Below are 14,291 nucleotides of genomic sequence, written 5' to 3' on the forward strand. Positions count from 1 at the left end.
GGGCGATAGTTATTTTCTTATGGTGACGCGATGAGCAACTCTTTACCTGACACTGTCTCCCCTACCCTCTCCGGTCAGCCAGAGAATCCGGGTAGCTGGCCGCAAGGTGATTTGACCTGTGCCACCATCAAGGCACACCTCGATATTTTCCAGCGCTGGCTGGGTGAAGCGTTTGATAGCGGTATCGCCGCCGGGCAGCTAATCGAAGCGCGCACCGAATTTATCGACCAGTTGCTCCAGCGCCTGTGGATTGATTTTGGCTTTGGTCCGGTCAGCGATCTGGCGCTGGTCGCGGTCGGGGGGTATGGCCGCGGCGAGCTGCACCCGCTCTCCGACGTCGACCTGCTGATTCTCAGCCGCAAAAAACTCTCCGATGAGCAGGCGCAGAAGGTGGGCGAACTGCTGACGCTGCTGTGGGATATCAAGCTCGAGGTCGGCCACAGCGTACGCACGCTCGAAGAGTGCCTGCTGGAAGGACTGTCCGATCTTAGCGTCGCGACCAACCTGATTGAATCTCGCCTGCTGATTGGCGATGTGGCCCTGTTTCTTGAACTGCAGAAACATATCTTCAGCGATGGTTTCTGGCCTTCAGAGAAGTTTTTTGCCGCCAAGGTCGAAGAGCAGAACATCCGCCACCAGCGCTACCACGGCACCAGCTATAACCTCGAACCAGATGTGAAAAGCAGCCCTGGCGGCCTGCGAGATATCCACACCCTACAGTGGGTCGCCCGTCGCCACTTCGGCGCCACCTCGCTGGATGAAATGGTTGGCTTCGGCTTTCTCACCGAAGCCGAACGTAACGAGCTTAACGAATGTCTGCACCAGCTGTGGCGGATTCGCTTTGCGCTGCACCTCGAGTTAAACCGCTACGATAACCGCCTGCTATTCGACCGCCAGCTCAGCGTCGCCCGCCGACTGCGCTACGAAGGCGAAGGCAATCAGCCTATCGAATACATGATGAAGGATTTTTTCCGCGTCACCCGGCGGGTCAGCGAACTGAATCACATGCTGCTCCAGCTGTTTGATGAAGCAATCCTCGCCCTCACCGAAGATGAAAAGCCGCGGCCCATCGATGATGATTTTCAGCTGCGCGGCACGCTGATTGACCTGCGCGACGATACGCTGTTTATGCGCGAACCGCAGGCGATCCTGCGCATGTTCTATATTATGGTGCGTAACAGCAACATCACCGGCATCTACTCCACGACGCTTCGCCACCTGCGCCACGCGCGGCGCCATCTGACGCAGCCGCTGTGCTATATCCCGGAAGCGCGCACGATTTTCCTCAGCATGTTGCGCCACCAGGGCGCGGTCAGCCGGGGGCTGTTGCCGATGCACCGCCACAGCGTACTGTGGGCCTATATGCCGCAGTGGTCGCATATTGTGGGCCAGATGCAGTTTGACCTGTTTCATGCCTATACGGTCGATGAACATACGATCCGCGTGATGCTGAAGCTGGAAAGCTTCGCCAAAGAAGAGACCCGCAGTCGCCACCCGCTGTGCGTAGAACTGTGGCCTCGCCTGACGCACCCGGAGCTGATTCTGATTGCCGCCCTGTTCCATGATATTGCTAAAGGTCGCGGCGGCGATCATTCTGTCCTCGGTGCCCAGGATGTGCTGAAATTCGCCGAGCTGCACGGGCTTAACTCGCGGGAAACCCAGCTGGTGGCCTGGCTGGTACGCCATCATCTGTTGATGTCGGTCACCGCTCAGCGCCGTGATATTCAGGATCCGGAGGTCATCAAGCAGTTTGCCGAAGAGGTGCAAACCGAAAACCGCCTGCGCTACCTGGTGTGCCTGACCGTCGCCGATATCTGTGCGACCAACGAAACCTTGTGGAACAGCTGGAAGCAGAGCCTGCTGCGCGAGCTCTATTTCGCCACCGAAAAACAGCTGCGTCGCGGGATGCAAAGCACGCCAGATATGCGCGAACGGGTACGCCATCATCAGCTGCAGGCGCTGGCGCTCCTGCGGATGGAAAATATTAATGAAGAGGCGCTGCATCAAATCTGGAATCGCTGCCGCGCCAACTACTTCGTGCGCCATACGCCTAACCAGCTCGCCTGGCACGCCCGCAATTTGCTCAAACACGACCTGAGCAAACCGATGATCCTGCTCAGCTCGCAGGCCACGCGCGGCGGGACCGAAATTTTTATCTGGAGCCCGGACCGCCCGTACCTGTTTGCCGCCGTCTGTGGCGAACTGGATCGCCGCAACCTCAGCGTTCACGATGCCCAGATTTTTACCACCCGCGACGGCATGGCGATGGATACCTTTATTGTACTGGAGCCGGACGGCAGTCCGCTTTCCGCCGATCGCCATGAGATGATCCGCCACGGCCTGGAACAGACCATCACCCAACGCAGCTGGCAGCCGCCGGCCCCGCGCCGTCAGGCGGCGAAACTTCGCCATTTCTCCGTCGTTACCGAAGTCAATTTCCTGCCAACGCACACCGACAGAAAATCGTTTCTTGAGCTGATTGCGCTCGATCAGCCGGGCCTGCTGGCTCGCGTGGGTCAGGTGTTCGCCGACCTCAATATTTCGCTTCACGGGGCCAGAATTACGACAATTGGTGAGCGAGTAGAAGATTTATTTATAATCGCGACGGCGGACCGGCGTGGGCTTAATAATGCGCTCCAACAAGAAGTACAACAACGGTTGACAGAGGCCCTCAATCCAAACGATAAAGGGTGACGAACTTTTAATGTGTAAAGAGAAAGAGTAAAACAATGCAGCAATTACAGAATGTTATTGAGTCCGCTTTTGAGCGTCGCGCCGACATCACGCCGGCAAATGTGGATACCGTAACCCGCGAAGCGGTTAACCAGGTGATTTCTCTGCTTGATTCCGGCGCGCTGCGTGTCGCTGAAAAAATCGATGGCCAGTGGGTCACCCATCAATGGCTGAAGAAGGCGGTTCTGCTCTCTTTCCGTATTAACGATAACCAGGTTATCGACGGTGCGGAAAGCCGCTACTTCGATAAAGTGCCGATGAAATTCGCTGACTATGATGAAGCGCGTTTCCAGAAAGAAGGCTTCCGCGTGGTTCCGCCGGCGGCGGTTCGTCAGGGCGCATTTATTGCCCGCAACACCGTGCTGATGCCGTCCTACGTCAACATTGGCGCCTACGTTGATGAAGGCTCCATGGTAGATACCTGGGCCACCGTGGGTTCCTGCGCGCAGATCGGTAAAAACGTGCACCTGTCCGGCGGCGTCGGCATCGGTGGCGTGCTGGAGCCGCTGCAGGCTAACCCGACAATCATCGAAGACAACTGCTTCATCGGCGCACGCTCTGAAGTGGTTGAAGGCGTGATCGTTGAAGAAGGTTCCGTGATCTCCATGGGCGTGTACCTGGGTCAAAGCACCAAAATTTACGATCGCGAAACCGGCGAAGTCCATTATGGCCGCGTTCCGGCGGGCTCAGTGGTGGTTTCCGGCAACCTGCCGTCGAAAGATGGCAAGTACAGCCTGTACTGCGCCGTTATCGTGAAGAAAGTGGATGCGAAAACTCGCGGCAAGGTCGGCATTAACGAACTGCTGCGTACCATCGACTAAGCAGAATAAAAAGCGGGAGATATCCCGCTTTTTTTATATTTGAAGCTGGCGAAGATGGATCTTTTCGTTAATTATTCAAAGGTTATGATGATATCAAAGGTACCGTTATGTACGATAATCTGAAAAGTCTTGGCATTACCAATCCTGATGAGATCGATCGCTATAGCCTGCGGCAGGAAGCCAACAACGACATTCTGAAAATCTATTTTCAGAAAGACAAAGGCGAGTTCTTCGCCAAAAGCGTCAAGTTTAAATACCCGCGCCAGCGTAAGACCGTTGTCGCAGATGGCGTAGGCCAGGGGTATAAAGAGGTTCAGGAAATTAGCCCGAATCTGCGCTACGTTATCGATGAGCTGGATCAGATCTGCCAGCGCGATCGTACCGAAGTCGACCTCAAACGTAAGATCCTTGACGATCTGCGTCATCTGGAAAGCGTCGTCACTCATAAGATCAGTGAAATTGAAGCCGATCTGGAAAAACTGACGCGGAATAAATAAGTTGGTTTTCACTCCCTGGCCGGCGATGCTTTCCGGGGAGAGACCCACAGCAACCCGGAGAAGACACTGTGTCGCTATCCGGGCTATCTTCTAACGCTGTTCATCCAGCTGCAGCGCAATATAAAGCAGCAGACGATCGTCAAAACTCCCCAGGTCCAGTCCCGTCAGTTCAGCAATACGATTCAGGCGATACTCCAGCGTATTACGATGAATAAACAGCGCCTTTGACGTCGCCAGCGGCTGCACGTTATGGCGAAACCAGGCTTGTAGAGTACGCCGCAACAGACCGTTATTATCCATCGCCTTCAGCCTGACCAGAGGACGGGCGAGTTCATTGGCCTGCCAGCCGCCGCGCAGGCTATCGAGCAGCACCGGTAACATTAAATCCTGATAAAAATAGCTGCGGCTCTCGGGCATCCGCTGTTTGCCGACCATCATCGTGGTACGCGCGGTGCGCCAGGAACGGGCGATGCTGCCGGGGCCGGTAAAGAAGTTACCCAGCGCCACGCGAAAGCGCAGCTGGCCGTTTTCTTTCATTCGGGCGATCAGCTGATCGATTCGTTTGCGGTGATCCTCCGCGTCCCAGCGACCAAAGGCATTGAATGCCGGTTTGAGCACCACCATCTCGGTCAGTGAGACAATCGCCACCAGATTGTTGCGATCGGGCGTGGTCAGGGCGGTTTGCAGCTGCTGCAGTTCGGCCATGGCGCTGTCTACCCCGAGCTGACCGCTATCCACTTCAATCATCGCGACCACGCGAGGCTGGTTCAGATCGATGCCCAGCCGCTGCGCCCACTCGGTTAAGGCGGGCGTATTCTCTTCTGCCTGAATCAGGTTCATGACCAGCTCTTCACGCAGGCGGCTATCCTGGGCCAGAAGATGCATTAACCGCGACTGCTCCAGCATCATCTCGGCGGTCATGCACACCAGCTCGCCATATTTGCGCAGCGTTTCTGGTTCGCCGGTGAGGCCAATCACGCCGACGATCTCCCCCTCCAGACGCAAAGGCAGGTTAATCCCCTGACGCACGCCGTGTAGATGACGAGCAACCGCATCATCAATATCCACGACCCGCCCCTGGGAAAGCACCAGCAGCGCCCCTTCGTGCAATTCCCCAATTCGCTCGCGATCGCCGCTGCCGATAATGCGCCCGCGGGCGTCCATTACGTTGATATTGGTATCAATGATGCGCATCGTTCGCGCAACGATATCCTGCGCCATGTTGGTATCAAGATGCCAGCCAGCCATGTAACCCTCCCGTCAACAGGGGGTCAGCATAAAAGAGTTGGCCGAACGTCGCATTGTGCATATGCATAAAGCCAGGCAGAGAAGTATGGAGTTGCGGGTGGAGTCACAGAAAGGAAAGCGCGGCGGATAGCGGGGCAAAAAAAAGCCCCTTCCCGCAACGAGGAGAAGGGGCTGGTTTAGCCGTTAGCGATTACTGCATCAGCAGATAGATAGTGCTATCGCCACGCTGGATGTTCAGCGCCAGCACCGAAGGTTTGGCATCAAAGATTTTGCGCAGATCGGCGATATTTTTCACCGGCTGCTGGTTAGCGCCGACGATGATGTCGCCTTTCTTGAGGCCAATTTGTGCCGCCGGAGTCCCCGCTTTCACATTATTGACCACCACACCTTTGTCCTGACCTTTGTTGCTCATTTCCGCACCTTCAATACCATTGAAGATGGTGCTGGAGTCAACCTGAGTCTGGTTGCTCTGCTGCAGTTCGACGGTCGCATTGACCGCTTTGCCGTCGCGTACCAGTCCCAGCTGGACTTTGCTACCGATAGGCATAGTACCGACTTGCGCACGCAGCGCCGCGAAGCTGCTGATAGGCTTACCGTTCAGCGAGGTAATCACGTCACCGGCTTTGATACCGGCCTTCGCCGCCGCAGAACCCGGCATAACCTGGCTGACGAAGGCACCGCGCTGCGCATCGACCTTCATCGCTTTCGCCAGTTCAGAGTTCAGCTCGGTCCCCATAATACCCAGCTCGCCGCGTTTCACCTGGCCATACTTGACCATCTGCTCGGTCAGGTTTTTGACCATGTTACTCGGGATGGCAAAACCGATACCGATATTGCCGCCGTCCGGCGCCAGGATCGCGGTATTAATCCCGATCAGTTCGCCGTTCAGGTTAACCAGCGCACCGCCGGAGTTACCGCGGTTGATCGCCGCATCGGTCTGGATAAAGTTTTCGTAGTTTTCAACGTTCAGGCCGCTACGGCCAAGCGCGGAGACAATACCCGAAGTGACGGTTTCACCCAGACCAAACGGGTTACCGATCGCGACGGTGTAGTCACCGACGCGCAGCGCATCGGAATCTGCCAGCTTAATCGCCGTCAGATTTTTCGGATCCTGAATCTGGATCAGCGCAATATCGGAACGCGGATCTTTGCCAACGACTTTGGCATCAAACTTACGTCCGTCGCTCAGCTGTACTTTAATCGTGGTCGCATTATCCACAACGTGGTTATTGGTCACGACATAGCCTTTAGCCGCATCGATGATCACCCCGGAGCCCAGCGCCATAAATTTCTGCTGCTGACCGCCATCACCCGGCGCCCCGCCGCCCTGTCCACCGCCCTGACAGAACGGAGAACTCTGGAACGGCGAACCATCCTGGCAGAACGGTGAATTATCACCAAAGAACTGCTGGAAGTTACGCGGCATCCGCGGAGTGTTGACCGTTGTGCTGCCTTCAACATTAATGCTGACAACCGACGGCATCACTTTTTCCAGCATCGGGGCCAGGCTTGGCATTTGCTGTGTACTTGAGGCCGAAGAGGACGTTTCTGCCGCGCTCGCAGAGAGCGGGGATAACGCCAGACCTAAACTCAGAGCCAGTGCACTCATTGCTAACGTGGTTTTTTTCATATGTCTCAATCTCGATTTTAGATAATGCAAATTGCTATGTATGTGACTATCAGAGTCATTTTATCGCGCTAAGTTCCGGAATTAAGCATCTGGAAAAAGTAAAAATTTATTGTTCGTCTTTACAAAACCTGTACTTATTCCACCGCCATCAAGCGTCGATATTCATCCCATGCATACAAATCCGTCATCCCACTGATATAGTCCTGTATCAGACGGCAGCGATAATAATATTCCATCACCGGAAATTCTTCAGCATCGCGCGAAACCTTATTTACTGCTTCAACATAGGCCAGCCGATGACGCGTCGAAAGTTTCTGGAACAAGCGCGAGGCGATAGGTAAGCTCCTCACCCGCTCTTTCTCCACTAATAAGCTAAACTCCTCCAGCGATAATTTTAACAGCGGCTCATAGATATCCAGAAGACCGCTAATCACCCGATAGCCTTGTAATTCCAGCTGCTCAACGTCTGGATGACTAAACACATGTTTTATCGCAACGTTTTTATATAGTTCCAGCAGCTGACTGCAGTCGCTATCGTCCTCAAGCAGCGCATGATTAAAATCACCGGCAAAGATCTTCGGTAAATTATCGATAAACCGGCGTGCCGCATACGGCACCAGTTTATTCAGCGTGTTGACCCGTAAATACATAAAGAACTGATCTTCTGTACTTCGACTCAGAGAATTCGCGCGCGATTTATCCCAGGCATTTTCTACCACTTGCGAAAATAAAGAACCTTTTTCATGCTGCCCCCACGCCTCGTGAAGCAGCTGATAAAGTTGTTCTACGCTGAAAATACGTTTTTCTACCGCATCCTCAAGATCGGCCACACAATATGAGATATCGTCCGCCGCCTCCATAATCCAGGTCAAAGGAAAACGATTGTAAGGAGCCAGCTCCAGTTCTTTACGCAACCTCGCAATATAGCCCTCTTCGGCTAAATAATAACCAGGCTTCTTCATTAAATAACTGTGGCTGGAGGGAAGTTCTCCCCGCCACCACGCCGGGCGCGTATATTTTAGAATGCAGCCAACCTGCGCCCAGGTCAGATTCATCCGCATCAGGGTATGCACTAAGCGAATACCCTGCGCGTTGCCTTCAAACCAGCACAGATCCTGACGAACTTTGCTCCGCAGCACATTCAGTTCGTCAGCGCCCTCCTGCAAACGGAGCGCCTCCACCGTACAACGATCCTGCGCTAACGGCGCGCCGGCGGCATCGTCAGGCGCGAGCCGCTGACGGAACCAGTCATTAATCGCCGCCTCGCCAAAATGGCCGAACGGCGGATTGCCGATGTCATGCATCAGGCAGGCCATTTCCACCACGCTCTCAAACGGTCCGGTGAGTTCATCCAGCCCATAGGCTTCCAGCAGACGCTGCTCTTTCAGGCGACTGAGGATCTCTTTGGCGATATAGCGTCCCACCTGCTGAACTTCAAGGGAGTGGGTTAAACGAGTCCGCACCGCGGCATTACGTTCCAGCGGGAAGACCTGGGTTTTTTGCTGTAAACGGCGGATTGCCGGCGAGTTGATAATGCGCCCGCGATCGCTTTCAAAAATACGCAGGATCTCACGTTCCGTTTCGACCCCCTGCGGCGAGCGGTAGCGCCGACGCCAGTTAATCTTGTTGCGAAAATCAATCTTTGCCATGGCCTCTCCCGCGCGAGCAATAACGTTTCCCTTTGAGTGCATGATAGACTATGCAACTAAACCTGACACATCGCGAGTAAATCTATGAAAATCGGCATTATTGGCGCTATGGAAGAAGAAGTTACCCTTCTGCGCGACAAAATCGAAAACCGTCAGACTCTGACCCATGGCGGGAGCGAAATCTACACCGGCCAGTTGAACGGCACCGATGTCGCCCTGTTAAAATCAGGCATTGGCAAAGTGGCGGCAGCGATGGGCGCGGCCCTGCTGCTGGAGATTTGCAAGCCGGACGTGATTATCAACACCGGCTCCGCAGGCGGACTGGCGTCGACGCTGAAAGTCGGCGACATCGTCATCTCCGACGAGACCCGCTACCACGATGCCGACGTCACCGCCTTTGGTTATGAGTATGGCCAGCTGCCAGGCTGCCCGGCAGGCTTCAAAGCCGACGATAAGCTGATTGCCGCCGCGCAAAGCTGCATCGAAGCGCTGAATCTGCACGCGGTGCGCGGCCTGATCGTCAGCGGTGACGCCTTCATCAACGGCTCGGTCGGGCTGGCGAAAATCCGCCACAACTTCCCGCAGGCTGTAGCGGTTGAAATGGAAGCAACGGCGATTGCCCATGTTTGCCACAACTTCGGCGTGCCGTTCGTGGTGGTACGCGCGATTTCCGACGTGGCGGATCAGCAGTCTCACCTGAGCTTTGATGAGTTCCTCACCGTTGCCGCCAAACAGTCCACGCTGATGGTGGAAAAACTGGTACAGACGCTGGCGCGTGGCTAAGTCGCTAAAACGGGCGCTTGCCGCTCTGCTGCTTACCCCGGCGTGGCTCTTCGCCGCGCCGCGGGTTATCACGCTATCCCCCTCCAATACCGAACTGGCCTTTGCCGCCGGTATTACGCCGGTTGGCGTCAGCAGCCATTCCGATTATCCGCCGCAAGCGGCCGGTATCGAACAGGTTGCCAGCTGGCAAGGGATGAACCTGGAACGCATTGTCGCGTTGCAGCCGGACCTGATTCTGGCATGGCGCGGCGGCAATGCCGAGCGGCAGGTTAATCAACTGAGCGCGCTGGGGATCAAGGTACTCTGGGTCAATACCGCGACGATTGAAGAGATCATTGCGACGCTGCGACAGCTGGCGCAGTGGAGTCCGCAGCCGGAAAAGGCTCGCGCATCCGCACAGCGAATGCAGGACGACTATGATGCCCTCAAAGCCCGCTACGCACATACGCCGAAAAAACGCGTCTTTCTGCAGTTTGGCAGCAATCCCCTTTTTACCAGCAGTCGGGGATCGATTCAGGACCAGGTGCTGACGTTGTGCGGCGGTGACAACATTTTTGCCTCCAGCCCGGTTCCCTGGCCCCAGGTGAGTCGTGAACAGGTCCTGGCAAGGCAGCCTCAGGCCATTGTTATCGCCGGTGATGCCAGCAGACTCCCTGAAGTTGAACGTTACTGGCATAATCAGTTAAAAATTTCCCTGATTGCAGTAGATGGCGACTGGTTTGAACGCGCAAGCCCGCGTATTATCCTCGCCGCAAAACAGCTCTGCGAGGCGCTCGGGCAGGTCAAATAGCGCCGTTTGCGCAGGGTAATAACGACATCCGCTACAGAGAACGCCAGTGTAACCGACATACATACGGTTGGCGGACGCCGTGCGGGTGCAATTTGGTGAGTAAAAATAGCCTAAGGATCCGGGCGCTTAACGAGAACTGACGATGCTTGTCTATTGGCTGGATATTATTGGCACCGCCGTATTTGCTATCTCGGGCGTATTGCTGGCCGGTAAACTCCGGATGGATCCCTTTGGCGTGCTGGTGCTCGGCGTTGTCACCGCCGTGGGCGGTGGGACCATTCGCGATATGGCGCTCGCCAACGGCCCGGTGTTCTGGGTAAAAGACCCCACTGATCTGGTGGTGGCGATGGTCACCAGCATGCTGACCATTCTGCTGGTGCGCCAGCCACGCCGACTGCCGAAATGGATATTGCCGGTGCTTGATGCCGTTGGTCTGGCGGTATTTGTCGGCATCGGAGTGAATAAAGCGTTTCTGGCCCACAGCGGCCCGCTGGTCGCTATCTGTATGGGTGTCGTCACCGGCGTAGGCGGCGGGATCATTCGCGACGTACTGGCGCGCGAAATTCCGATGATTTTACGCACGGAAATCTATGCCACGGCCTGTATTGTCGGCGGTATCGTGCACGCCACGGCCTATGACACTTTTCATGTTTCGCTGCAGAACTCGGCGATGATGGGCATGGTCGTCACGCTGATGATTCGCCTTGCGGCCATCCGTTGGCATCTGAAGCTGCCGACTTTTGCCCTCGATGATCACGGGCGATAGAACGGGGAAATTGCCCCGGCGGAGAAAAACTACCGGGGCGAGAATCCAGTGCGGGGATCAGACGCTGAATGAAGACCCGCAGCCGCAGGTACTTTTCGCATTCGGGTTGGTCACGATAAAACGCGAGCCTTCCAGGCCTTCAGTGTAGTCGACGGCACCGCCGACCAGATACTGCAGGCTCATCGGATCGACCACCAGGCCGACGCCCTGTTTTTCGATGGTCATATCGCCTTCGTTAACCTGATCGTCAAAGGTGAAGCCGTACTGAAAACCACTGCAACCACCACCGGTGATATACACACGCAGTTTCAGGTTTGGATTGTCTTCATCTGCAATCAGGAATTTTACTTTTTTGGCTGCAGCTTCAGTAAACTCCAGCGGCAACGCTACGTCATCACTCATTTTATGCTCCCATTGATACTTCTGACCGGTTAAAGAATAACCCGACCTTATGAGCCATTATCTAATACCCTGGTAAATCGTTCAAGTATTCTCCCCGGCAACCTGCTGCGCTTTTGCCGCCTGTTCTGCGGCCTGTTTCGCCAGCGTGCGCTCCAGGATCGTGGAATACAAAGGCTTACCGCCAAGGAATTGCGCCAGTAGTGTTGCGCCAAGACAGGTAATAATCATTGGCAGAATGAGCTGATAGTTATCGGTCATCTCCAGCACCAGCACAATCCCGGTCAGCGGAGCGCGGATTGACGCCGCCAGCAGGGCCCCCATTCCGGCAATCGCAAAGGTCCCGGCATCCAGATGATAGGCCGGCAGCATCGGCGTGACGGCCATCCCGAAGGCGGTTCCCAGCAAGGTTCCCAGCGCCAGCATCGGCGCAAAAATGCCGCCGGGCGCCCCGGAGGAGAAACAGAGTAACGTGGTTATCACGCGGGCGATAAAGATAAACAGCAGCAGGCCAACGGAAAAGTTGCCCGCCGCAGCAATCGGAATCAGGTTAAAACCGCCTCCTGCCGCCGCCGGTTGAATCAGCCCGAGAACGCCGCACATTCCGCCAATTAGCCCGCCGATCAGTACCCACTTTTTCGTATTGCCGCCATGAATACGCTGGAACATATCCTGGGTGCGCAGCACCAGGCTATTAAACAGCGGGCCAACGCAGCCAAAAATCATCCCCAGGATCAGGTACAGCCACAGCGTATTCACCGGCGCATCGCTCAGCTTGCCGACCTCAATAATCGCCGATTCGCCATTAAAGATACGGAACACAATGCTCGACATAATCACGCCGGTAAAGACGGCTTTAATCGAAATCAGGTTGTAGCGAAACTGCGGGCGCATCTCTTCGATAATGAATAAAATCCCCGCCAGCGGCGCGTTAAATGCCGCAGAGAGCCCCGCCGCGGCCCCGGTGGCCAGCAACGTGTGGCGCGCTTCGGGGCTGCGCATGCGGAAAATATCCAGCACCATTCGCCCGACGTTGCCGCCCAGCTGTACCGTTGGCCCTTCGCGACCGAGCACCATACCGGCGCCCAGCGTCCCCATCCCGCCGATAAATTTTACCGGCAGCACTCGCCACCAGCGAACCGGACGCAGCTCTTCCAGCGCCCCTTCGATCTCCGGTATGCCGGATCCCCCTGCCTCCGGCGCGAAACGACGCACCAGAAAATAGCCCACCATCGCCAGCAACGCAGATAAAATAAAAGCCAGCGGCCAAATCAGGAACCCGTGATCCGCCACCTGCACCAGGGAACCGATGCGCATGTTCTGCACCCAGCTGACGCTCTTTTCAAAGGCGACCCCCACCAGCCCGGCCAGCGTGCCGACCACCGCGGCCATCAGCAGCACCGCCAGCGGCGTTTTGTCACGTTGAACTAATCGACGTACCACATCGCCACGACGCAAGCGCACGATTTGTTTTGCTTCAAAAGTAGAGGCTTCTGTTTTCATACTCTTATCGTCAATAGTCATACAAATACGAAGGGGACATTTTAGCCTTCTGAACGTCCTACGTCGCGGGAAAAATGCACCTGCTGCGCTTTGTTTCAATTGGGCAAAACTTTCATAACTATCCTGGAATAACTTAGAATAACCAGCAAAACATTTATCACGAACCAGGATCATGGCAATGAGCAAATCTGAAACACTCTATAGCGCCGCACGTGAACTCATCCCCGGCGGCGTGAACTCGCCGGTCCGCGCCTTTAGCGGCGTCGGCGGTACACCGCTGTTTATCGAACGCGCCGACGGCGCCAGGCTGTACGATGTCGACGGTAAAGCGTATATCGATTATGTCGGCTCCTGGGGCCCCATGGTACTGGGCCATAACCATCCGGCCATTCGCAATGCGGTGATTGAAGCCGCGGAGCGCGGCCTGAGCTTTGGCGCGCCGACGGAAATGGAAGTCAAAATGGCGGAGCTGGTGACCGAACTGGTCCCAACGATGGATATGGTGCGGATGGTGAACTCCGGTACCGAAGCGACGATGAGCGCCATTCGCCTGGCCCGTGGCTTTACCGGCCGTGACAAAATCATCAAATTTGAAGGGTGCTATCACGGCCACGCCGACTGTCTGCTGGTGAAAGCGGGCTCCGGCGCGCTGACCCTGGGCCAGCCGAACTCACCGGGCGTACCGGCTGATTTTGCTAAACATACCCTGACCTGCACCTATAACGATCTGGCCTCCGTTCGCGCCGCGTTTGAGCAATATCCGCAAGAGATTGCCTGCATCATCGTGGAGCCGGTAGCCGGCAACATGAACTGCATCCCGCCGCTACCGGCGTTCCTGCCGGGCCTGCGCGCGCTGTGCGACGAATTTGGCGCGCTGCTGATTATCGATGAAGTGATGACCGGCTTCCGCGTGGCGCTGGCGGGCGCGCAGTCATACTACGACGTGGTTCCGGATCTGACCTGTCTGGGCAAGATCATCGGGGGCGGTATGCCGGTCGGCGCATTTGGCGGTCGTCGCGATGTGATGGATGCCCTGGCCCCGACCGGCCCGGTGTATCAGGCCGGAACCCTGTCTGGTAACCCGATCGCCATGGCGGCCGGTTTTGCCTGCCTGAGCGAAGTCGCCCAGCCGGGCGTCCACGAAACGCTGACCGATTTAACCAATCAGCTCTCTCAAGGGCTGCTGGATGCCGCGCGCGAAGCGGGCATTCCGCTGGTGGTGAATAATGTGGGCGGCATGTTCGGCCTCTTCTTTACCGATGCCGAAACGGTCACCTGCTATCAGGATGTGCTGAAGTGCGACGTTGAACGCTTTAAGCGTTTCTTCCATCTGATGCTGGAAGAAGGCGTCTATCTGGCGCCATCGGCGTTTGAGGCCGGCTTTATGTCGATTGCCCACACCCCTGATGATATCAACGATACCATCGCCGCCGCCCGTAAGGCGTTTGCGAAGCTGTAATTCAAGACCGGGC

12 protein-coding genes are annotated in these 14,291 nt (G+C 56.0%); 7 read left to right on the forward strand and 5 right to left on the reverse strand.

Annotation, left to right across the window (positions count from 1 at the left end):
- Nucleotides 1-30 precede the first annotated feature (30 nt).
- From glnD to ROR01S_RS13215, 3 genes are all read left to right on the forward strand, one after another.
- Complete coding sequence (glnD, locus tag ROR01S_RS13205) at nucleotides 31-2,694, forward strand: bifunctional uridylyltransferase/uridylyl-removing protein GlnD (RefSeq protein WP_004858104.1); 2,664 nt, start codon at nucleotides 31-33, stop codon at nucleotides 2,692-2,694.
- Nucleotides 2,695-2,729: 35 nt separating this feature from the next.
- The gene (gene dapD, locus ROR01S_RS13210; protein ID WP_004858103.1) at nucleotides 2,730-3,554 is read left to right on the forward strand and encodes a 2,3,4,5-tetrahydropyridine-2,6-dicarboxylate N-succinyltransferase; all 825 of its coding nucleotides are present in this window, start codon (nucleotides 2,730-2,732) and stop codon (nucleotides 3,552-3,554) included.
- Between the two features lie 107 nt (nucleotides 3,555-3,661).
- Nucleotides 3,662-4,051: a DUF3461 family protein gene (locus tag ROR01S_RS13215; protein ID WP_004858100.1), complete on the forward strand. Its 390-nt coding sequence runs from the start codon at nucleotides 3,662-3,664 to the stop codon at nucleotides 4,049-4,051.
- Nucleotides 4,052-4,141: 90 nt separating this feature from the next.
- Here ROR01S_RS13215 and ROR01S_RS13220 read toward each other — a convergent pair whose 3' ends face one another.
- The 3 genes from ROR01S_RS13220 to dgt form a co-directional block, all read right to left on the reverse strand.
- Nucleotides 4,142-5,299 (reverse strand): CdaR family transcriptional regulator, encoded by a 1,158-nt coding sequence (locus ROR01S_RS13220; protein WP_004858098.1) that lies wholly within the window; start codon nucleotides 5,297-5,299, stop codon nucleotides 4,142-4,144.
- Nucleotides 5,300-5,489: 190 nt separating this feature from the next.
- Nucleotides 5,490-6,929, reverse strand: coding sequence for a serine endoprotease DegP (gene degP, locus ROR01S_RS13225; protein ID WP_004858096.1), 1,440 nt, complete (start codon nucleotides 6,927-6,929; stop codon nucleotides 5,490-5,492).
- 134 nt (nucleotides 6,930-7,063) lie between these two features.
- Nucleotides 7,064-8,578 (reverse strand): dGTPase, encoded by a 1,515-nt coding sequence (gene dgt, locus ROR01S_RS13230; RefSeq protein WP_048024042.1) that lies wholly within the window; start codon nucleotides 8,576-8,578, stop codon nucleotides 7,064-7,066.
- Between the two features lie 84 nt (nucleotides 8,579-8,662).
- On the opposite strand from dgt, the gene mtnN reads away from it, so the two are divergent.
- From mtnN to ROR01S_RS13245, 3 genes are all read left to right on the forward strand, one after another.
- Nucleotides 8,663-9,361 carry a 5'-methylthioadenosine/S-adenosylhomocysteine nucleosidase gene (gene mtnN / locus ROR01S_RS13235; protein ID WP_004858091.1) on the forward strand — a complete coding sequence of 233 codons (699 nt, stop codon included), beginning with the start codon at nucleotides 8,663-8,665 and terminating at the stop codon, nucleotides 9,359-9,361.
- Nucleotides 9,354-10,151, forward strand: coding sequence for a vitamin B12 ABC transporter substrate-binding protein BtuF (btuF, locus tag ROR01S_RS13240; protein WP_064359568.1), 798 nt, complete (start codon nucleotides 9,354-9,356; stop codon nucleotides 10,149-10,151). The genes mtnN and btuF overlap by 8 nt, the downstream gene beginning before the upstream one ends.
- Before the next feature lie 142 nt (nucleotides 10,152-10,293).
- A complete protein-coding gene (locus ROR01S_RS13245; protein ID WP_015585110.1) occupies nucleotides 10,294-10,917 on the forward strand; it encodes a TRIC cation channel family protein in 624 nt (207 codons plus the stop codon).
- A gap of 57 nt (nucleotides 10,918-10,974) precedes the next feature.
- Here ROR01S_RS13245 and erpA read toward each other — a convergent pair whose 3' ends face one another.
- Complete coding sequence (gene erpA, locus ROR01S_RS13250; RefSeq protein WP_004858085.1) at nucleotides 10,975-11,319, reverse strand: iron-sulfur cluster insertion protein ErpA; 345 nt, start codon at nucleotides 11,317-11,319, stop codon at nucleotides 10,975-10,977.
- Nucleotides 11,320-11,400: 81 nt separating this feature from the next.
- Entirely contained in the window at nucleotides 11,401-12,819 is a 1,419-nt protein-coding gene (gene clcA / locus ROR01S_RS13255) for a H(+)/Cl(-) exchange transporter ClcA (protein ID WP_015585111.1), read from the reverse strand.
- A 178-nt stretch (nucleotides 12,820-12,997) separates the two neighbouring features.
- On the opposite strand from clcA, the gene hemL reads away from it, so the two are divergent.
- A complete protein-coding gene (gene hemL, locus ROR01S_RS13260) occupies nucleotides 12,998-14,278 on the forward strand; it encodes a glutamate-1-semialdehyde 2,1-aminomutase (RefSeq protein WP_004858082.1) in 1,281 nt (426 codons plus the stop codon).
- The last annotated feature ends 13 nt before the right edge of the window (nucleotides 14,279-14,291 follow it).

The organism is Klebsiella ornithinolytica NBRC 105727 = ATCC 31898, from assembly GCF_001598295.1.
Classification (GTDB): Bacteria; Pseudomonadota; Gammaproteobacteria; order Enterobacterales; family Enterobacteriaceae; genus Klebsiella; species Klebsiella ornithinolytica.

Coding starts and splice junctions, on each gene's coding strand:
- glnD (WP_004858104.1), top strand. CDS start 31: ATGAGCAACTCTTTACCTGACACTGTCTCCCCTACCCTCTCCGGTCAG.
- hemL (WP_004858082.1), top strand. CDS start 12,998: ATGAGCAAATCTGAAACACTCTATAGCGCCGCACGTGAACTCATCCCC.
- degP (WP_004858096.1), bottom strand. CDS start 6,929: ATGAAAAAAACCACGTTAGCAATGAGTGCACTGGCTCTGAGTTTAGGT.
- dgt (WP_048024042.1), bottom strand. CDS start 8,578: ATGGCAAAGATTGATTTTCGCAACAAGATTAACTGGCGTCGGCGCTAC.
- clcA (WP_015585111.1), bottom strand. CDS start 12,819: ATGAAAACAGAAGCCTCTACTTTTGAAGCAAAACAAATCGTGCGCTTG.
- erpA (WP_004858085.1), bottom strand. CDS start 11,319: ATGAGTGATGACGTAGCGTTGCCGCTGGAGTTTACTGAAGCTGCAGCC.
- ROR01S_RS13215 (WP_004858100.1), top strand. CDS start 3,662: ATGTACGATAATCTGAAAAGTCTTGGCATTACCAATCCTGATGAGATC.
- ROR01S_RS13245 (WP_015585110.1), top strand. CDS start 10,294: ATGCTTGTCTATTGGCTGGATATTATTGGCACCGCCGTATTTGCTATC.
- mtnN (WP_004858091.1), top strand. CDS start 8,663: ATGAAAATCGGCATTATTGGCGCTATGGAAGAAGAAGTTACCCTTCTG.
- dapD (WP_004858103.1), top strand. CDS start 2,730: ATGCAGCAATTACAGAATGTTATTGAGTCCGCTTTTGAGCGTCGCGCC.
- ROR01S_RS13220 (WP_004858098.1), bottom strand. CDS start 5,299: ATGGCTGGCTGGCATCTTGATACCAACATGGCGCAGGATATCGTTGCG.